Below are 22042 nucleotides of genomic sequence, written 5' to 3' on the forward strand. Positions count from 1 at the left end.
TTTACATAAAGTCTTTAAGTAAGCACAAATAAGCATCTTCAAGGTGAGGCGACACGTTTACAGCGTCGGGTGTTGGTTGTTCTTTCGCCAGACAGCGTACCTTGATGTTTTCGCCATCGCGCATGTGGTGAACGATCATTTGTTTGTTCGCAAAGTTGTCGAATTCCTTAGCTGGCAACGAGAACTGCCAAACAAATTTATTACCCATATTCACCATATCGCTTGGTGTTCCAAAGTATTTCAGGTTACCCCGGTTAATTACCGCCACCTGGTTACACGAACTCGAAATGTCTTCGATGATGTGGGTCGAGAATATAACGATACGTTCGCGACTCAGTTCTACCAGCAGGTTACGGAAACGGATACGTTCGCGTGGGTCGAGACCGGCAGTTGGTTCGTCAACTACCAGTATTCGTGGTAGGTTCAGGAGTATTTGCGCAATTCCGATACGTTGTTTCATACCTCCCGAGAAAGAACCGATCTTATCGTTTCGGCGTTCCCACATGTGAACGTTTTTCAACACGTATTCCAGGCGTTCGTTTCGAATTGTTGTATCCTTGATTCCTTTCAGAATTGCCTGGTAATCGAGGAATTCCCAGGCCGACATATTCTCGTAGGTTCCAAAAGCCTGAGGCAGATAACCTATCAATCCCTGAAGTTCTTCACGGTATTTCTGCGTGTCCATTCCATTGATCCAGATCTTTCCGTAACTCTGTTCAAGAATACCGGTAATGATCCGCATCATGGTTGATTTTCCTGCACCGTTCGGACCTAGTAATCCAAACATTCCGGTTTTAATTTCGAGCGAAACACCATTGAGTGCCCTGAACGGTTTCTTACGTTTCCCGATAATCGGTATCTGACGAACCATGGTAAAGTAAGCTCTTCGCAATTTGCCAAAGCGTCCTTCAATACGGGCAACGTTCACATTTTTGTTATGAATGTATTCGCCAGAACTATAAATGATCAGCAGCAAGAACCAGATGATGCCAATAAAAATAACCATACCCAGGTTATCCCAGTTTTTGTAAAAAACAAACAGGAAAACTGCGGGAATCACCCAGTAAATGATATTGTATATCCATTTTTTCAGCTTCAAATAAAACTGCTTGCCGCTAGCTTCATGCTGGTTAATAAGCACCTGATTAAACGGTATCCACAAAAGAAAAGTAAAGAAGTACACGCCATGCGACATGATCCACATCCACAGGTTGCTTTCCAGGTAGAAAAAGGTAAAATACACTACAAAGACAAACAGCGGTAGTTGCCATACGAGGTCGTAAAAGTCGCGAATGTGTTTATAATCGCGGGTTAATCCGGCACGTTCGCGGATTTTGATTCCCGATTTCCATTCGCGGACGAAACGTGAATCGCGGTCGTAAATTTTAACCAGTTTCCTTATTTTAATAACGATCGGCTCTTTTTCGTCGATCACTTTTTCGCTGGCTTGTCGCAGGCTGGTCATCACAAAAGCGATAATTCCAGGAACCAGTATGAGCAGCAGCATGTAATCGAGCAGCTGCCAAATAAATGAATCAACTTCAAGATAGATCAGGATTGAGCCAACCACGTAGGTTACGATTATCCCGGTTTTTAAACCCCAGTGCAGCGATTTTAACCAGTCGAGTGCATTTTCCAATCCGGCATAGAGTGTTGGAATGAAAACCAGAGTCAGCAATGTACTCAGTGCCAAACCGCCGATAACGGTAATGGCAAACGGTGCCCCGATAGCTCCAACATATTCGGCCTGACCCATAGCAAGCGGGAACAAGGCAACAATAGTCGTAATTGCGGTGATCAGGATCGGACGAACACGCGACAGTCCGGCGGTCATTAAAGCACGCGATTTACGGAAGCCACGTTTTCGTAAGATATTCGTAAAGTCGATAAGGATGATACCGTTGTTCACCACCACTCCAATCAGGATAATAAAGCCCATTAGGGTGTTGGCGTTGAACAGGCTGTTTCCTGTAAAAATCAATGCCAGGAACGAGCCAATTGCAGCCAGCGGGATCGAGAACATCAGTACAAACGGTGTTGAAACCGATTCGAAAACTGAGGCCAGAATCATCAGAATAAGGATGAATGCAGCAGCAATCAAAAACTTAAATTCCGAATACTGATCTTCTTCGTGAACGACTTCAACGGCTACACCCGAAGGCAGTTTATGTGAGCCAATAATATCATCGATCTCCAGGCGATACGCCTCGAGGAGGTCTTTTGATTGTTCAGCTTCATTAACAAAGCTGTAAGTGAGTTCGATCTGTTTTTCCTGGTTCACGCGGGTAATGCTGGCCATACCATCGGCATAAACCAGTTCGGTCAAATCCTGCAAATCGTAGGTGGCACCCTGGTTATTGCTGATCTGAAGTCGGCGCAAATCATCGATTCCTTTTTCCGAATCTTCCTCTTCAACACCCTCGGGCAGTTTTTCTTTTACTACAATTTCGTATTCTTCAGTACCCTGTTTAAAGTTTACACCGGCAGTAAATTCACGGGTAAAGGTTCCCAGTTCTGAAGTAATATTGTTGAGCGAGATGCCATATTCGGTGAGCAGTAGCTGGTTAAAATACATGTGAACCTCAGGCCGATTCCTTGAAACACTGACGTTGGCACGGCGAATCGATTCCAGGTCTTCGATGTAGTAGAGCAGGTCGTCGGCAACGCCTTTCATCACGGTGAAGTTTTCGCCTTTAATAACAATACGCTCCTGGTTACTGCCGATTCCCATAAATTGTGCGAAACCCTGGGTGCCGGAACGTCCTCCGCCACCGCCACCGCGGAAACTACCGCTCGATGTTGGGGCTTCCAGACTTATCTCGGCCTGCGAAATATTGTTGAAGCGTTTTTCCACATCGCTTTTAATTTCGGCGATGGTCCGGTCGGCAATGTCTTTATAATCATCTTTCAGAATAAAGGTGAGAATGGCTTCCTCCTCTTCGATGGTGGCCATCAGATCTTTCTTCTCTTCAATATCGTTCAAACGGCTTTCTACTTCGGTAACAACCTGGTCGGTGGCATCGAGTGTTGAACCGGTTGGCATGGTCACATAAATCGAGAACTGTGTTTCTTCTACTTCGCTAAGGTTGTTTACACTGAGTGCCAGAACAATAAAAACTGTAAGGAAGAACATCACAATCGCTCCGATTATGGTGCGACCCGGAACCCGCATACTTGCCTTTAGAAGAAGAACATAAATTTGAATGATGCGGTTGTTGGTGGTTACTTTTTCGTAGAAAATGTTGTGTTGGCGTTTGCCACGCAGTAACAGGTGAGCGCCCATTGGGATCAACAGCAAAGCAACAAATAAGGAAACCATCAGGGTTGAGATGATCGAAATACCTACGTGTTTTCCCAATAGTTTGATCATATATTCGGAGGAGAACAGGAAGGGAAGAAATACTGTAACCGTAGTTAATGTGGCGGCTACGATTGATCTCCAAACTTCCTGGGTGCCTTGTGTTACAGCTGTCTCAGCATCAAAGCGGTTCCCCGAAAGCCGGTATATATTTTCGAGCACAACAACGCTGTTATCGAGAAGCATCCCGATGGCAAGTACAAGTCCAACCAGTGTTAAACTGTTCAGCGAAAGGTTGAAGGCATAAAAAAGATTGAACGCAGTAAAAACCGATATTGGAATGGCCAGTGCGATGAAGGAAACAATGCGCATGTTCTTCAAAAACATCCACAGCACGAAAATGGCCAGCAGCCCGCCAACCATTGCAAGGTTGATCATCTGGTCGATGTTGTTTTCCATGGTTTCGGCCGTGTTGGTCTGAACCACAATTTCGACATCTTTTGCTGCCAGTTTTTCATTCAGCCTGGCGATTTGATCTTCAACACGGTGCGAAAGTTCAATCAGGTTGGCTTGTGAATCGCTCACCAGCCGCATCGAAACTGCATCGAGACCATTAACACGGCTGATCGAAGTTTCTTCACTCACGCCAAAAAATACATCAGCTACGTCGCGCAGATAAATTGGACCTTCGGCTACAACAATGTTTTCTATATCTGAAACCTTGTCGTATTCGGCTGTTACGTGTACAAAATACTGTTTGTTTGCATCGTGCAGGTAACCGGCAAAAGTTCGGTTTTGCGAGTTCCCGGAAATCGCGCTTCTGATCTGCGAAGGCGTAATTCCGTATGCTTCGCAGGCAGCCGCATCATAGGTTACTTCAATCGATCTTTCACGTCCTCCGTAAACGGCAACCGAAGCCACTCCGTCGATGTTTTCTATCTCTGAAGTGATTTCCTGGTCAACGATGTTGCGCACACGGTCTACACCGCCGCTTCCCCTGACCTGCAACTCCATAAACTGGTTGGTGAGTTGTTCGATATCAACTTTGTTTACCACTACCCTAAAATTGTCATCGAGATCGGCCGTAATCAGATCGATCTTTTCCTGCAGTTTAAGGAAGGTGTATTTTACGTTTACGTTCTGCTTAAAATTTACCTGTATTGACGCCGAGTTGTTGTTGATGAACGACTCCATGCTTTCGATGCCTTCCATGGTACCAATGGCGCCCTCAATCGGTATCACTGCCTGGTTTTCCATGTAAGTCGGGTCCACCTCGATGCGCGATTGAATTTGCACATAAAGCATGGGGAGTTCGGCATTTGGCATTAATTCCACCGGCAGCATCTTATAGGACACAAAACCCAAAAGGGTAAGCCCTATAAAGAGCATGCTGATGAATATTTTTCTATTTATGATGAACTTCATCCGTTTGTTTTATTCTTTTCAGGTTTGTGTTAGCTGGCTTTTTCTACTGCTTTGTCCGATCTTACAAATAGCAATCTGAATCTGTCGAGCACATCGTAAACACAAGGAATAACCACGAGTGTTAACAAGGTTGAGGTGATCAGACCGCCAACAACGGCCAGTGCCATTGGCGAACGAAGCGATGCACTTTCACCAAAACCAAAGGTCAGTGGCAGCAGTGCTAAAATCGTGGTCAAGCTGGTCATGATGATCGGGCGGATACGTTGCTGACCGGCCTGTAAAATAGCCTGCCGGCGATCCACTCCGTCGCGAATAAGCTGGTTGATGCGGTCGATCAGAATTATCGAGTCGTTCACCGCAATACCTACCAGCATAATCACACCGATGATGGCCATAATATTAAATGTTTTACCCATTATGAAAAAGATGAGTATGGTACCAACAACCGCCAGTGGAATCGTAAGCAGAATGGTGAAAGGATGAATCAGCGACTCGAACTGAGAAGCCAGAACCATGTACACCAGAACGATCGAAAGGATCAGTGCAAATGTAAGGTTGCTCAGTGATTCCTGACGTTTTTCCTCTTCACCGGTCACCATAATGCGGTAATCGGGAAGCAGGTCGATGGTGGCTACATGCTCGCGAATGTCTTTGGCAACATGGTCGAGTGCAACACCTTTTTCGAGTTGTGCAGTAACTTTTCCGATCCGGTTTTGGTTTCTGCGGATAATTTCTTTAGGAGCTACACCGTACGAAATATCTGCGATTTCGTTCAGCCTGAATACCTGTTCGCCCGAGGTGATCAGAATTGAGTTAATCTCATCCAATCCTTTTTCGGGAACTTTGATGGTGATGTCCTGCATTTCGCCATTCTTTTCGAGCTGGCCGGCAGTCCTACCTTCAAGCTGTTCCTGAATTTGAGAAATTACCGTGCTGATATTGAGGTTGTACATTCCTGCACGCATCCGGTCAACATGCACTTCAACTTCGGGTGCACCGTCTTCAATCGAAGTTTGAACATTGAACAAACCATTCATCCCGAGCATTTTCTCCTTCACCTGGTTCACAATGTTTTCTATCTCATCGAGTTCTTCTCCGCGAACCTCAACAACTACCGGTGCTTCATCGGTTCCGAGAATGGACTGAAGGGCACTTTCTTCCTGAGAAAAGGTCAGTTCCAGACCTTCAACATTAGCTGTTAAATTCGAAAGCGTTTTTACAATACTTTCAGAAGAAACGGTTGTCTCCGGTTTCAGGATCACTGTTATCTGTGCGGTATTCTCGCCTTCGAAAACGGCAGTTTGATCACCGGCGATTCCCGAACTCGGGCCGGCCTGCGCATAAATAATATCAAGGTTATCGCCCAGGTAATCCATCAGAATGTCTTCAATATTCCGAACCGTTGATTCCGTGCGGCTAAGTTTTGTGCCTTCCTGTAATTTTAAATCAATTTTAAGTTCCCGTGTTTCTGTTTTCGGCATGAATTCCGTTCCGATATAAGGAACCAGCAAAACCGAAGCACCAATAGCTACAGTGGCAACAATAATTACCAGCCATTTAGCATTTAAAACTTTATCGAGAAAACGACCGTATCCTCCAACCTGTATCGACTTGGCTTTAACGGGTGACTTTTTGTTTCGGTAGAAACGATGGTACATCATAGGGATAAGGAAAATAGCTACAACCAGCGATGAAAGCAGTGAGAAAGCCACTGTCCAGGCCTGGTCTTTAAAGAGCTCGCCCGATGCTCCGTGCAAATAAACAATCGGAAGAAATACTATAATCGTAGTAAGTGTTGAAGCGGTGATCGCTCCCCCCACTTGTGATGTTCCGGTTATGGCTGCCTCGCGCACACTCATGCCGTTTTCGTGGTTTCTGAAAATGTTTTCCATTACCACGATGGCGTTGTCTACCAGCATACCCGCACCCAGTGCCAATCCTCCCAATGTCATAATGTTTATGGTGAGGTGGTTGAAATACATCAGGTTAAAGGTGGCAATGATAGAGATCGGGATAGCAATACTTACAATCAATGTAGTACCAAGCCGGCGTAAAAACAGGAAGAGAACAACAATCGCCAGCAAAATACCCAGTAAGGCGGTATTCTGAACTTCTTTTATCGCACTGCTGATAAAACGTCCCTGGTTGGTAACCTTGGTTAGTTTGTAACCCGGCAAAGCTTTTTCGATGTTTACCAGAGCTTCATCGATCTGTTCTACCGATTTAACGGTGTTGTATTTTGTTTCCTTGTATATCGACAAGCCTAAACAACGCTCGCCATTGATGTGAACAATGTTATCCGGTTCCTTATTTCCTTCGCGAACAAAGGCAACGTCTTTCAGGTAAACAGGAGCCATTTCAACCGATGATCCGGTTTCGGTGGCTGATTGTGTACGAACTGCTTTGTAACCAACAATCAGGTTTTCGAAATCTTCGGCGGTTTGCAGCATGGAAACACCTTTAACAATGTACTGGATTCCCATATCGCTGATACGACCTCCGGAAACATTGCGGTTAAAGTTTTCGATGCGTGACGAGATTTCGTCCATTGAAAGATCCTGCGATTCAAGGCGATACACATCTGTTTCGATGATGATCTCGCTTTCTTCCTGACCAGAAAGTTCCACTTCGGCTACACCTTCCAAACGAACCAGTTCGTTGCGGATGTAGTTTTCCGCTACTTTTCTGAGCTCGTTCATATCGGAAATCTCATTGTGGGTAAGGCCAATGATCATTACCGGCGTTGTATTCGGGTCGTGCTGGGTTATTTTCAGCTCGTCGATTTCAGCGTTCTGGGTTAGTGTATTTAATGCTTTCTGCAGGTCGAGAAAGGCTTCGTCCATGTCCTTGTTCCAGGCATATTCTACGGTGACCTGTGCCGATCCCACGCGCGAAACAGAAGTAACCTGGATAACATCCGACTGGCGAATGGCCAGTGCTTCGATGTTCTCCACAAACTGTTGCTCCATTTCTTCAGGTGGTCGTTCGCCCGAAGTCACTTCCACAAAAATGCGGGGCGAGTTCAGGTCCGGGAACAGGTCAACACCCAATTTATCGTACGAAATGTAGCCGAGGAGTACAACTCCAAGTACCACCATCAGCACGGTAACCGGGTAATTGACAGCAAATTGTGTTAATTTCTTCATAATATAAAGTTAGAAGTTGGAAGCATGAAGCTGGAAGTACCGATGACTTCCGGCGTCCGACTTCCGGCTTTATTATAAAATCACTTTAACTTTTGAATTGTCGCGCAGGGTTTCAAATCCTTTAATGATGAGTCGGTCGTTGGCACTCAGGCCTTCTACAACTTCAACTTCATCCTGGTTCGAAATACCGGTGGTGATTCTGCGGTCTTCCGCCGAGCTGTTACGCCCAACAATAAACACATATTTTCCGCGTGATCCCGATAGGATAACATCTCTTGGAATGACAATAACACTGTCCTTTTGTGCTGTTACAATATTGGCTTTAATGAACATTCCGGGGCGAAGTTTCAACTCCGGATTTTCGATTTGCAGCTTGCCGGCAAATGTCCGTGTTTCGGTACTGATTACCGGTGACAGTTCTGTTACATGCCCGATAAGCGTATCTTCTGTGAGTGTGTAGTTGGTAATTAAGGCTTCCTGTCCGATTTTTATTTCAGAAATGTTTTTTTCCGGAAGGTTGATTTCAACAAACATTTTGTCGTAGCTCATTAGTTTTACCATGCTTTCGCCGGTGTTTACGCGCACGCCTTCGGTGTAATAGGGCAGTTCCACAATAATTCCCGCAAACGGAGCAGTAACCTGCATTTTTGCCATCTGAATCTGCGCATTTTCGTAACTGTACTTGGCGTCGATTTTTGAAACCTCAGAGTTACGCAATTCACGCAGGGTAACACCGCCTTTTTCATACAACGACTTTTGTTTGTCATATTCCTGCTCCGAGATCTCCAGGTTCAGTTTTCTTGATTCCATGGAGAGGCCATTTTCGTACTCTTCGTTTTCGAGTTTAACAATCACCTGGCCTTTTTCAACGCGATCGCCCAATTTGAATTTACGACCGGTTTTTGGATTGATCTGCAGGAAATATTCTCCTTCAATTTCCGAAGTCAATTCTGTTTCAGAGCCGGCTTTTGCGGTTCCGGTGGTTGAAATAAACTGCTGAATACTTTTCAGTTTGATGTTCTCAACAGAAACGGGTACCGCCAGGTCCGACGATTCCGAGGAGGGTTGGTTGTTGCAGGAAGCCATTAATGCCACAGCAACGATCAGGTAAAGTAATTTTATATTCTTCATGGTCAATTGTTTTTCAGATGTTATTTACTTTCTTCGTTCAGGTAGAGTTCGGTAGGAAGAATTGCTTCTTTCCTTTCGAAATCGTACAAGGATTGTATTTTCAGGTTTAATAATTCAATTTTATAGTTGATGAGTGCCTGGCTGTATGAAATTTTGTTTTGCGACAACTGGGTTTGGTACAGGTTAAGGTCCATACCGGTCAGGTCGCCGTTTTCGTAACGCTCGAGGTTGATCTCGTAAGTAAGCTGTGCGTTTCTTTCGTTTTGCTTGGCAATATCAATTTGTGTCAGCTGGTTTTGCAGGTTGCGATACACCTGTCTGATATCAACAATGATCTGCTTTTTTTCTTCCGATAAGCTTAACTCGTTCGATTTAATGGCTGCTTCAGAAGCCGCGATCCTGGCTTTCTTTTCGCCCCAGTCGAAGATTGGGATGTTGAATGTTAAACCAACCGAGGGGCTCCGGGTAGGCTGATCGAAAATCTGGTTCAACTTTTTATCGTCACCGGTGATACCTACGCGAAGATTCATTTCACCCATGAATTCGTTCAATGATTTGGTTTGGATAAGATCGAACTGGCTGTTTTCGATATCGATTTCGCGCTGGCGTATTTCCATTCTAGAATTTAATCCGTTCTGGATTGCCAGTTCCATATCTACCGGAACAGGATTCGAACTGATATCTGCCAGGATCAAAATGTCTTCGTAGAGGTCCATGCCCAGGTAAAGTTTTAGCTGGTCTTTGGCATTTTCAAAATTTACCTCATTGTTTTGAACCGTTGATTTGGCTGTTGAAAGGTTAAGTTCGGCCTGGTACAATTCTTCCTTAGCTGCCAATCCTGCGTTTACTTTGTTAACGATGATGTCGTAACTTTTTTGGGTATTTGCCAGCTCTTCTTTGGCAATGCTCAGGTTCATTTGTGTCATATACACATTGTAAAAGAACTCTGTAACATTTCGTTCGAGATTCAATCGCTGCATTGCGTAACTAATCTTGGCGTTTTCGAGGCTGAGCTCTAATTGCCGAAGTTGCACTTTCAGACGGTTGTATGTGAATAAAGGCTGATTGAAATTAAGATAGAGGTTATTATAAAACACCTCACTTTTATTTTCAGGATCTGAACTGTTTAATGTTGAGTTACTGCTCGACCAGCCAAACTCATTAATTAACGAGATGGTTCCATCTGTCGGGAGAATTGGTTGAGAAATAGTAAACCGGGTGTTCGATTCAAGGTTCTCGTTGGTATACCACTCCGAAAAACGTGTATCGAAACGTCGTTGGTTACTGTAATTCACCGGAGTTACTTCGAGCGAAAGGCGCGATTTTAATGCTGCCCGCTGAGCCTCAAGCGATTTTTGATAACGTTCGAGGTTTAGCAACGATTGCTGCAGATCGGGACTTCCGGTTTGCGCAATTGACAGTGCCCGGTCGAGTGTCAGCGTTACCTGTGCCTGTGCTGTATAAAATGACAGGCCGCTTAGCAGCAAAAGAATTGTGACTGTTTGGAATAGTCGGTGTCGAGATCGTGTCATTATCTGTTTTTTTATTGTTTACTGTTCAACCAGCTTTACTGCGTCGGCAAATACCATCCGAAGCTGGGTTTTATTTGTTAGTTCAATTAATGCTGTATCGGGCGAGAAGTAGTAGGTACCCAGATGGTTCCAGCCGGTTTCTGCTCCCGCAATATCGAGTGCTGCTTGTTCCGGTCCATCTTCGCCGTGAATTATAAAATTGTAATTACCTTTTTCTTCGTTTCTGTCGCGGCCGCGGGCACGCATTTTATACAGGTGAAAGTACACATCGTAGTAACCGGCCGATTGAATCGGAACGTTCCAGCGTGCCACCTGGTCGCCTTCGCCCCCCTTTATATAATATCCCGAGCGAACATATTCGCCATAGAAATCTTCGTTGGTTATAGCTGTCCAGCTGGTTGCCGGCCGCCACCAGTTTACTCCCTGGTACTTGCTGGTCTTTTCTTCTTCCTTCACAATGAGTTTCTCGAGCAAGCTAACGTTTTCGTTTTTGGTTACCGAGAATTCGTGATCTTCATTATCCACCACAATTTCGTTTGGTAATTTAAACTGAACGGGAGTTTCAACAATACGTTCGCCTTCCACCGGTTTTGCTTTCGGATCTTCTTCCACATCTCTGAAAAATTGCATCATTGTTTGAGGAATATTCTTCGAGGTCATCGTATTGAGTACCACCATTCTTGGCGATCCATCAAGCAGGTAGCTCAATTCTTTGGTTTGGTGTGCTTCCAGGTAGATCAGGTGGTCGATCGATTCATCGCCACCGCCACCGGGGCCGCGTCCAGGGCCTCCTCCTCCCATTCGAAATGAGAGTCTTACCAGTCCTTCAACGTCGGAAAAATTGGTTACTTTCAGGCTAACCATTGTTTTCATTGCATCGCCGCTTTTTACTTTAACGGCTTTTATTGGTGAAATCAGGTAGCCCGGTAACGCCTTTGCTTTAAACCAGTCGTCCATTATCGGTATCAATTCAATACCAAAACGGTCGTAGATCATTTTGTCGAAATCCTCGAAGGAAATATTCTTGTACCTGTTCTCGGTTAAAACTTGTCGCAAGAAATCTTCGAACTCTTTTTGTCCGGCTTTCCACTGTATCATCGAGAACAACACGTCGCCTTTAAGTTTGATCACATTGTCGACAATGTCTTTTTGATCGGGATCGGCAAGAATCTGCTCAAAAGTTTCATCCTGCAGAGCAACGTTTGCCAGCACATCTTCGCTTTCGCCATTCATATTACTCATAAAAATAGAGCGCATGTCCATGGCCTGTCCTTTCAGGTATGCTTCGAAAATACGGTTGGTAATCGGCCATTTATCCGACTGAATATTGTTTTGAAAATTGTATAACATCGGGAAGATGAAATAAGGATTTGGTTTTTGCGTCATTTCCATATTCCCTCTTGAGAAATTTCGGTCTGCCTCATATTCTTCGATGAACTTCCGGATAAAACCTTCCATTACCCGGATTTCCTTATCCATATCGGTCATTTCTCCTTCACCACGGCGCCCCCATCTGCCAACATTTTCTTTTTGTTTTTCAAAATCGGCATCGCGCATCATGTATCCTTTTTCAGGAATAAGCACCTGTTGTGGCTGAACAGCCTCTTGTACCGAAGTCCACATGCGAGCATACGTTTTGAATTGTGCCGGTACTTCAACAATATTGAAGCGTGTTCCGCTATAATCGAGGTTATAGGTGCGTTTGAAATCTTCGAAACGTTCGCTGATAATGCTGGCCAGTGTATCTTTCGATTCCGGGAATTGTTCCGAGAAATAATCGTGACCATTGATGTACCAAAGGCCAAAAGTGATGTTATCCTTTTCTATCGATTTTTGTTTGTAATGACCGATTGCCAGCGATACTTCAGTTAACGGATTCTCGTTTTTGAAACTGTATTCACCGGCAGTAATTTCGTTAATATTACCTTGTGAAACGGCCTGTAGTCCTTCGCTGGTTTTTACCCGAAGCGAATAATTTACAAATTGAGGATGGTACCAACTTACATCTTTTGTGCTGTAGGTAACACCGGTTTTGGGATACCAGTTGGCTTCCTTGGTAAGTAGTACATATTCGGGCGTGATAAAAGCAAAACGTTTATCTACATTCAATACAAATTTCCCGTATTTCTCCTGACGTGTTTCTTCTTCAATGTCAAGGTAACAATATGTTTCGTCGATACTGCCCGAGTAAGCAAATTCGATAATTGCTGAATCGCCAACTGCCAGGTTAATGTTATCGGAAAGAATAATGAGCTGTTTGTCGCGAAGGAAGCGCACATCGTTGCCGTTTAATTTTATACCTGAAAGCTCTAAGCCCGCATTCAGACTAAAAATAAGTTTGTTGAGTGGCTGTTTCCGATCGTTCAGAATAGCCATTTTAGAAACTACGTCGATTATATTTTCGTGATGCACTACTTCCAGATCGTTGGAAAGGATGGTTGGAACCGCTTCACCAACGTATTTATTATTTAGCTCAACTATTTCGGCACGCAGTTTTTCATTTTGTTTGAAATTATAAATGTGTTCGAACCCAAGGTAACCGGCACCGGCAATAAAAACAATGGCGAAAATTAGCGAAAACCAGGTCATTGCTTCCGATTGTGGCAAACGTTTCAGCAGGAAAATGGTCAGGAAGATAAAGCCGGCTCCCAGTCCGAAATACATTCCGCGGTGGATGAGAATGGTTTCGAGGTTACCGAATCCTACAATGTCGGAACTCAACATGGGGATGTTGAAGGCCATATAATCGAAAATATAGTAGAACTTGGCTTGTAACAGGAACAATGTGATTCCGATGTATCCCAGCACCAAAACAAAGGTGATGGCCTGGTTGCGGATAACACTCATCAGTAAAAATGAAAGCCCCATGATAAAAACCAGCGTTGGAATACTGATGAGCAACAGATAAACGCCGTAAGCTGTCCAGTTAATGGCAGTTCCCTGGGCCAGCGAATTGAATATCAGCGCCATGATTACCACTGCGATGTTCAGGATCATGAAAACCTGCATGTTTCCAAGGGTTTTTCCAATAACGTACTCACCGTTGGTCATCGAGCGCATATAAATTACTTCGGTGGTGTCCAGCTTTTTATCACGTTTTAAAAAGTCGGAGGCCAGGAATACGGCTATAATTGCCTGTGCAACGTTCAGAATTAAAAGGTTGAAGTATGGAATGGCGCTTGGAATCGCACGAATTGCCCAACCTTCGTCGCCACCGCCTTCGATCACCATTCCGAAATTCATTCCGAAAAGGACCAGCAGCGACAGGATACTAAATATCCTGAAGAACCAGCTGCGGAACAGTGTTTTGCGCTCGTATTTCGCAATAGAAAATATATTGTGTAATGAAATCATGTTTTCAGTTTTAGGCGTTTGACCACTGGTTGAGTTTGTTTTCCATAAAATGCACGTAGGCGTGCTCGAGGTTCGGCGCTATTTGTTTGCCCTGGTAGCCGTTGATGTTATCGGTAACTACCTGAACTTCCCAACCACCGTCAATAGGAATGGTGGAAATCACCGGGTATTTTTCATTGATCTCGAGGTATTCTGCTTCGGTGGCTTCAATCTGCCAAACATTTCCTTCGGCTTCTTTAACCAATTGTTCGGGTGAACCGTTAAATGCCAGTTTACCTCTATTCAGAAGTGCCATGTTATCGCAGGTACTCGAAATGTCGCCAACAATGTGGGTCGAAAGGATGATGATCACATCGCGGGTGCTGATGGTTGACAGCAGGTTCCGAAAACGGATACGCTCCTCCGGGTCGAGACCGGTGGTCGGCTCATCCACAATAATCACCTGCGGATCGTTGATTAGCGCCTGTGCAATTCCAAGGCGGCGTTTCATACCTCCCGAAAGTTTGTTGGCGTTGCGGTCGCGTGCTTCAAACAAACCAACTTCTTCCAGCATCTGGTCAACTGCAGAACGGCGGACAGCGCTGTTTTTCATACCAGATAAACGGGCAGTATAATCCAGAAATTCATAGGTTTTTAACTTTGAGAAAAAACTAAAATCCTGGGGCAGATAACCCAGCATCTGACGAATTTCGCGGCGGTTTTTCGATAACTCCATATCGTTGAACCATACTTTCCCGCTTGTTGGCTTCATAAGCGTTACGAGAATTCGCATGAGGGTTGATTTACCAGCGCCGTTAGGGCCGAGCAAACCAAACATTCCGTTCGGAATTTCAAGGTTCAGGTTATTTACTGCATAACTACCGCCCTTGTATACTTTGTTGAGATTTTCAATTTTTATATGCACAGTGCAAAATTCAGATTAGACAAAACACTGACTTGGACTAAGAAAGCGAGCAATCGTTTAAAAGCATCTGTAATTAAAATCAATGAAAATTACAGTTTAAATTTTTGTGACTTGGGTATGGAAAACTTACCGGGAATTATTCTATAAGAATTTGCGAATAAGTTGTGAAGTTAGCGGCTTGGTATTTAGTGTTTTAGTTTACAGGTTGATGATGATTAAATAAAAAGCCCTGTTTGAATTAATAATCTCAAACAGGGCTTTTCAAAAGTTTGCAAAGCTGTTATAATTCTGCAAGAAACTTGTGGTCGGTAATGTAATCGGTAACTACCACCTCGTAATCACCTGCTTTCAGTTTCGAAAGGTCGAGGCGTTTCTGGATGGCCAGATCTTTGCCGAGTTTAAATCCGTCGATGTGTTTTCCGTCCTGGTAAATGTTTACATAAACCGGTTTTTGCGGACTGTTAAAAAACGAAATGTTCAGCATTTTTTCTTCCAAACAGAAATAAGGCTCATAACACCGCATGGGCGCGCCAACTGAAATGCTTTCTCCATCAAGTAGCAGGTTACGTTTTACGCTTCTGTTACCGTAGTTAACACACATGCAGTAGCTTCCGTCTCCCAATTCAGCGAAGTCGAATACCTGATTGTATTCTGTTTCTTTCTGATTGGTCCGTTTAAAATACAGCACTTCACCGTTACAATCGGTGAGTGTTACTTCGAGCGTTGCAGCTGTTGGGGCCTTATAAGCCAACATGGCTTTGTTGGCCTCAACGGGTATTACATTCATCGCGGGGAAGTCTGTGGCATTTCCTACTGATACAATAAAAAATGCCAGGATTGCTAAAATCCAGGTCTTTGTTTTCATGACTGTTTTCTTTTAATTGTTATTAAATGGCTGATTAAAACTACGAATAAGAAACACGTCAGTCAACTTAATTCGGTTAAGTGTTTGTAAAAAAAGACAAAAGGGTCGATTATGTGGGTGAAATGCACATAACGATCCTTTTCGACGTTCATTAGTCGACGAAATACAATAGTGGTTGAACGACAGAATTTGCAGTCGAATTACATTTTTGGGAGAATACAAGAAAATGAATGGCTGTTTAGCGTTTCATGATGCCGTAGCAAATGATCTTAAGGATGGTGTCTACGCTTCGTTCCAGGTTTACATCGCCGTAATAGCCGGCAGTTAATGGCATTTCCAAACCTTTGATAGCGGTAGTAATACCAATGGCAGCCAGGTTAAAGTCGTAAATCTCGAATTCGTTTTTGCGTACGCCTTCAATTAAAATACGTTTGATCATTCGGATTTCGTCTTGCTCGTATTTCCGTTTTACTTCATCGATAAAGCCAACCGCAGTAATGTCATTCTCGATGGCGTGGTAAAAATTGGCCAGGTTTCTGAATGTGGCGAGCTTGGTTAAAATATAATCGCGCAGTTTATCAACCGGATCGGTATTACGGTTGATCACGATCTCGAGTTCATAAGCGAGAATTTCAACCTCTTTCATGATCACTGCCTGGAAAAGGTCTTCCTTACTATTGAAATAGTAATACAATGAGCTTTTCCCCTTCCTTACGGCATTGGCGATGTCGTCGAGAGTGGTTTTTTTGAAGCCGTATTTACTAAAGATTTCGCGGGCGATTTTCAGGATGTTTTCGCGGTTTGCATCCTTTTTGTTGCCGTTTTTGCTTAAGTTCTGCATGTCAGATTTTAAACGAAAATATGAACAAATATAATTATTTATTTTACCCGTGAAACAATCTTTAGAATTTTAAACTTTTAGGGACGATAAATGCTTCGTTTCACGGAAATGCCTGTATTTTCTTGATATTTAAAGATTTATTATTCGAAAATCCGATTATGCTTCATCTTTTGCCAGCCTGAAATCCAGTTGTTTCCGTTCGAGGTTGGTGCGCCAAACTTTTACCCGGATTGAATCGCCTAATTGATAGGTTCGATGCGAATGCCGGCCAACCAGTGCGTAATTGCGTTCGTCGAAAACATAAAAGTCGTCATCCAGCTCGGCAATCGGTATCATACCTTCAATTTTATTTTCCAGTTCAACATAAACGCCCCAGTCAGTTACACCCGAAATTACCCCGGAGTAAATATTACCAATGTGGTCCTGCATAAATTCCACCTGCTTGTATTTTATCGACGAGCGTTCGGCATTGGCAGCGCGGCTTTCCATGTCGGAAGAATGTTTGCACAGATCTTCGTATTTCTGTTCGTTTGCCGAGCGTTCGCCTGCCAGGTATTTCTCGAGCAAGCGGTGCACCATCATATCAGGATAGCGTCGGATGGGCGATGTAAAGTGCGTGTAATATTCAAAGGCAAGTCCGTAGTGCCCAATGTTTCGGGTTGAATATTCGGCTTTTGCCATTGAGCGGATCGCCAAAGTTTCAACCACGTTTTGTTCGCTTTTGCCTTTTACCTTATTTAAAAGATTGTTTAACGAAGTGGCAATGGCTTTTGGTGTTGTTAGCTGAATACCATGTCCGAAGCGCTGAATAAAGGTGTTGAGTGAAACCAGTTTGTCGGGATCGGGCTTGTCGTGAATTCGGTACACAAAGGTTTTAGGCTTTTTATTACCGCTTACATTTCCCACAAATTCGGCTACCCGCTTATTGGCCAGCAGCATGAATTCCTCGATCAGTTTATTCGATTCTTTGGCTTCCTTAAAAAATACAGTGAGTGGTTTGCCTTTTTCGTCAATCTCAAACTTCATTTCAATACGGTCGAAAGCGATGGACCCAGAGCTGAAACGTTTCTCGCGCAATTGAACCGCAAGTTCATTCAGTTTCAGCATTTCGTCTTTAAAATCTCCTTCGCCGGTTTCAATGATTTCCTGGGCTTCTTCGTATGTAAAACGGCGGTCGGAAAAAATGACTGTTTTACCAAACCACTCTTTTTTGAGCTCAGCTTTGTCGTTCAATTCGAAAACAGCCGAAAAGCACAGTTTTTCTTCGTTCGGACGCAGGGAGCAAACGCCGTTCGACAGGCGTTCGGGAAGCATCGGTACAACCCGGTCGACCAGGTAAACCGAAGTTGCACGCTCGCAGGCTTCCGTTTCAATTATCGAATTCGTTTTTACATAATGCGTTACATCGGCAATGTGAACACCAACCTCCCAGTTACCGTTATCCAGTTTTTTTAGCGACAATGCATCGTCAAAATCCTTGGCATCAACCGGGTCGATGGTAAAGGTTGTTGTACTGCGGAAATCGCGGCGATTTTTAATTTCTTCGGCTGAAATTTCCATCGGGATTTTTTCTGCCGCCTTATCCACATTTTCAGGGAATTTGTGAGGCAGGTCGTATTCAGCAAGAATGGCATGCATTTCTGCATCGTTATCGCCGGTGTCGCCCAACACTTCTTTAATCACTCCAAAAGGGCTGCGTGCCTTCGAAGGCCAGTCGGTAATTTCGGCAATAGCTTTCTGCCCGTCTTTAGCACCATTCAAATGTTCTTTCGGAATAAAAATATCGAAACTTACTTTGCCTGCCGGGATCAAAAATGCAAAATTACGCGATACCTGAACAGTACCCACAAACACCGATTTTGCTCGCTCAAGAATCTCAATCACTTCACCTTCTACATCGTGTTTTTTACGGCGGGCAAACAACCGGATGTGCACTTTATCACCGTCCATGGCATGGTTCAGGTTGCGCGATGAAATGATTACGGGGCGCTCCAGTTCGTCGCTTACCACATAGGCAAAACCCTGAGCTTGCATTTCAACCACACCACTTGCGGTTCCTGTTTTGGCCTTCAGTTTATATTTTCCTCTCGATATCCTGTCGAGGTAATCATCATCGGCAAGTTCTTCCAAAACAACGTTTACCAGTTTGCGTGTTTCAGGTTCTTTTAATCCAAGTGTTCCCGAAATCTGACGGTAATTCACTGATTTGCCAGGCTCTTCGTAGAGCATTGACAGGATGGTGCTTTTAAGTTTCTTTTTATTGAACGTGGTGGTCTTCTTCTGTCTAAAGCCTTTATTTTTTTTCTTTTTCTTAGCCATTTGCCTTAAAATATATCAAACCAAGTTAATATAATTCCGAAACAAGGAACCTGATATTTCCAATTACTTTCAAAAAAAAATAAGCCCGGTTAAAGGTTAATCAACCTTTGTTGTGTTTAGCAGTACTAACTTAATTTAACAAAGCACAAGGCAAAGAGTTAACAGGAATTTGTATGTTTGTAGACCAATTTTAGAGCATGAAACGAGCATGAATTTAACTAGTCGAATTCGCCTAAGTACTTTTTAAGTTAAAACTGGTAGGAGGATGATTCAAGTGCGAGTTACATATGATACCTTTAAAATTAACTATTTTAATCATATGAAGTTTAAAGGCAAAATACCTTTTGCAATTGTAGCAGCATTAACCTGGGTGGTCATTATTTCGTCGTGTGCCAATATTGGCATGCCAACAGGCGGACCCAGAGACACTATTCCTCCCGTTTTATTAAGCACAGAACCCGATTACCAGGCCCTGAATTACGATAAAAGTGATGTGCGGTTTACATTCAACGAATATATCGCAATTGATGAAATATCGGAGACACTTGTGATTTCGCCACCTTTGAAAAAACGGCCAACTATCCGGACAAAATCCAAAACGCTGATCATTCAGTTTAACGAAGATTTGAAAGACAGCACTACCTACTCGCTCGATTTTAAGAATTCGCTGGTGGATAACAACGAAAAGAATCCGATTGAAAATTTGCGTTTTTCTTTTAGTACCGGTCCTGAACTGGATACACTGCGTCTAGCAGGTCAGGTTGTAAACGCTTTCAATATGGAGCCTATCGAAAAAGGTTTGGTGCTGTTGCAGCGCAACCTGCACGATTCGGCGGTGTTTAAAGTAATACCCGACTATATTGCCCGGACCGATGAGCATGGCATGTTTTTAATGGATAATATCGCGGCCGGAGAATATCATGTTTTTGCGCTGAACGATATGAACAACGACATGATGTACAACGAAGGAGCAGAAGAAATTGCTTTTGTTAACGATGTGATTGTACCACGCGCCGAGTTTCACGAAAGTGGCGACACGCTTGTTAGCGGCCTCGATTCGATGCTGATTTTAGGGCACATCCACTTTTACCCTGAGCCGGTTTATCTAAGGTATTTCATGGAAGACATTTTTGAACAGTACCTGGAAACTGCCGAGCGTGAAGCCCGAAACAAATGTGTTTTTATTTTTAATGAATCGGTGAAGGACACTTTCAATGTGCGTTTGATCGATAATGATGCAAAGGACTGGAACATATTGGAGTACAACCAGAATTTGGATTCGATTGTGATGTGGATTGCCGATACAACACTAATGAAACAGGATTCGCTTTTTATGGAACTATCGTATATTCAACTTGATTCGATGAGCCAACCTTTTGTATACAAGGACACCATGCTGATGCAATTTTCGGCGCCAAAACTTGACGACAAACGAAAAAAGCGACGTGAAGAACAGAGCGAAGAGGGCCCAAAACTCATTGAGCAGTTCAATTGGCAAGCCAACATAAAAGGAACGATGGAGCTGAATGCTTCCATTCAAATTACATCACCAGAGCCGGTGGCCAGTATCGACAGCACCATGTTTTCGCTTTACCTGGCTGAAGATACGCTCAAAACTCCTTTGAATATTAAATTTCGCAAAGCTGAAAAAGCACATCGCAGCTACATCATTTCATACGACTGGGAGCCGCAAACTAAATATGCGCTGAGTATCGATTCGGCGGCCTGTTTTAATATTTATGGCATTTCGAGCAAGGCTTTCACAAAGAATTTTGAAACCCGCGAAGAAGATTATTACGGTTCAATCACTTTTGAGTTTTCAAATGTTACCGGGCCGATGATCGTTCAATTGCTTAAAAATAACGACGACGAAACGGTTATCCGCCAGCAAAGTTTTGATAAGGACGGGAAAATTGATTTTCTCCTGCTACCTCCCGAAAAGTACAAAGTGAAAATTATTTACGACGACAATAACAACGGGAAGTGGGATACGGGAAGTTATCAGGATAAATACCAGCCCGAGCTTGTTTCATACATTCCCGAAGTGATTAAGCTGCGCTCGAACTGGAGTGAAACCCACGCGTGGGATGTAACGCCGGATGTTTCTTTCCAAAAAAATATCATCGATAAAGAACTGGAAGAAAAGAAACGCAAGGACGCACTGGAAAAAGCCCGCAAAGAAAAAGAGCAGGAGCAAAAGAACAGCATGTTTAAACCGGGTTCTTCTTCCGGCCTGACCGGTGGTGGAGGCATCAGATAATCTGAACGCTCAGGTATTTATTTCCGTTAAATTTCGTAAGTTTAATCAACTTTAAAACAAAAAAGATGGCAAGCATCAGAAACCTAAAGAAAGACATCGATCTGATAATGTCGCTTACCTTAAGCGATTGTTTTTATGTACTGGAATACAATTCAAAAGTAGATCAGGAAGCGGTGTATAAAATAGCCGGAGAAGTAGTTACAGCTCACCGTGAATTACGATTGAGAGCCATCCATCCTGATGGGAAAGACAATCCGAAACTGGTAAAAGAATACTATAAAAGTCTGGTAACAGATATGCTGAAGGCTGCCGATGCCGCACTCGAAAAGCTTTCGCAGGAAGTAAAGAAAGCAGCTAAGTAGTATGAGTATTGATTGAATTAGATTGATTGCAGATTGGTAGAATCATCAACAATCTACTTCAATCTTTTATCCATCTCCAACAATCCTTACTTCTTATTTCAGGTTGAATATTTTATGTGCCACAACCTCACCTTTGTAGTAGGTTGTAATTTCCCACTTGCCTAGTTTGTCTTCAAGTGGTTCCCAAATACAGTCGCCCAGGTAAAATTTATAATCGTTTGTGCGAATAAATTGTTCGCCCGTAAATGGTGGCCGGATGTTTCCTTCTTCATCCGTAAACGGCGGGTGATCAATTCTGAATTCCAGTGTTTCGCCCTTTCCGTTTTTAATGTGTAATACATAACCAAATTCAGTTCCGATACTGGCCTTAATATCGGTGCTGAAATCCAGAATCTTTGGAATTTCAGAGCTGTTGCGATCCCAACCGGAGTATTCGCCATAGCTGTACATTTTAAAGACAGGCCTGCGTTTTCCCATCGTTAATTTTTTCTGCAAAAATAGATAATCTCTATTTAGATTAAATAAAATCTATATATTTTTGCGCATCTAATTTCAAGGGGAAGTGGTATACATTCGAAAACATAGTGCATTATTAGCGGTAACTG

Annotated in this window: 12 protein-coding genes; 2 read left to right on the plus strand and 10 right to left on the minus strand. The window is 43.4% G+C overall.

Annotated elements, in window-relative coordinates; all coding sequences use genetic code 11:
* Position 1: 1 nt before the first annotated feature.
* The 9 genes from HFD85_RS01150 to rnr all read right to left on the minus strand — a co-directional run bounded on the left by HFD85_RS01150 (position 2) and on the right by rnr (position 18815).
* Positions 2-4723 carry an efflux RND transporter permease subunit gene (locus tag HFD85_RS01150; protein WP_167604767.1) on the minus strand — a complete coding sequence of 1574 codons (4722 nt, stop codon included), beginning with the start codon at positions 4721-4723 and terminating at the stop codon, positions 2-4.
* Positions 4724-4752: 29 nt separating this feature from the next.
* On the minus strand, positions 4753-7869 hold the full coding sequence (locus tag HFD85_RS01155; protein WP_167604768.1) for an efflux RND transporter permease subunit: 3117 nt from the start codon (positions 7867-7869) through the stop codon (positions 4753-4755).
* 72 nt (positions 7870-7941) lie between these two features.
* Complete coding sequence (locus tag HFD85_RS01160) at positions 7942-9000, minus strand: efflux RND transporter periplasmic adaptor subunit (RefSeq protein WP_167604769.1); 1059 nt, start codon at positions 8998-9000, stop codon at positions 7942-7944.
* 20 nt (positions 9001-9020) lie between these two features.
* Positions 9021-10532 carry a TolC family protein gene (locus tag HFD85_RS01165; RefSeq protein WP_167604770.1) on the minus strand — a complete coding sequence of 504 codons (1512 nt, stop codon included), beginning with the start codon at positions 10530-10532 and terminating at the stop codon, positions 9021-9023.
* Between the two features lie 18 nt (positions 10533-10550).
* Positions 10551-13886 (minus strand): golvesin C-terminal-like domain-containing protein, encoded by a 3336-nt coding sequence (locus HFD85_RS01170; RefSeq protein WP_167604771.1) that lies wholly within the window; start codon positions 13884-13886, stop codon positions 10551-10553.
* A 10-nt stretch (positions 13887-13896) separates the two neighbouring features.
* Positions 13897-14790, minus strand: a complete 894-nt coding sequence (locus HFD85_RS01175; RefSeq protein ID WP_167604772.1) for an ABC transporter ATP-binding protein — start codon at positions 14788-14790, stop codon at positions 13897-13899.
* 280 nt (positions 14791-15070) lie between these two features.
* The gene (locus HFD85_RS01180; protein ID WP_167604773.1) at positions 15071-15655 is read right to left on the minus strand and encodes a hypothetical protein; all 585 of its coding nucleotides are present in this window, start codon (positions 15653-15655) and stop codon (positions 15071-15073) included.
* 238 nt (positions 15656-15893) lie between these two features.
* Positions 15894-16496, minus strand: coding sequence for a TetR/AcrR family transcriptional regulator (locus tag HFD85_RS01185; protein WP_167604774.1), 603 nt, complete (start codon positions 16494-16496; stop codon positions 15894-15896).
* A gap of 156 nt (positions 16497-16652) precedes the next feature.
* Positions 16653-18815, minus strand: coding sequence for a ribonuclease R (rnr, locus tag HFD85_RS01190; protein ID WP_167604775.1), 2163 nt, complete (start codon positions 18813-18815; stop codon positions 16653-16655).
* A 319-nt stretch (positions 18816-19134) separates the two neighbouring features.
* On the opposite strand from rnr, the gene HFD85_RS01195 reads away from it, so the two are divergent.
* Positions 19135-21075, plus strand: a complete 1941-nt coding sequence (locus HFD85_RS01195) for an Ig-like domain-containing domain (RefSeq protein WP_167604776.1) — start codon at positions 19135-19137, stop codon at positions 21073-21075.
* Positions 21076-21140: 65 nt separating this feature from the next.
* Positions 21141-21437, plus strand: a complete 297-nt coding sequence (locus tag HFD85_RS01200) for a hypothetical protein (protein ID WP_167604777.1) — start codon at positions 21141-21143, stop codon at positions 21435-21437.
* A 93-nt stretch (positions 21438-21530) separates the two neighbouring features.
* On the opposite strand, the gene HFD85_RS01205 is transcribed toward HFD85_RS01200, so the two are convergent.
* A complete protein-coding gene (locus HFD85_RS01205; protein ID WP_167604778.1) occupies positions 21531-21914 on the minus strand; it encodes a DUF3859 domain-containing protein in 384 nt (127 codons plus the stop codon).
* Positions 21915-22042: the final 128 nt, after the last annotated feature.

It is taken from the genome of Maribellus sediminis, from assembly GCF_011799805.1.
GTDB classification, from domain to species: domain Bacteria; phylum Bacteroidota; class Bacteroidia; order Bacteroidales; family Prolixibacteraceae; genus Draconibacterium; species Draconibacterium sediminis_A.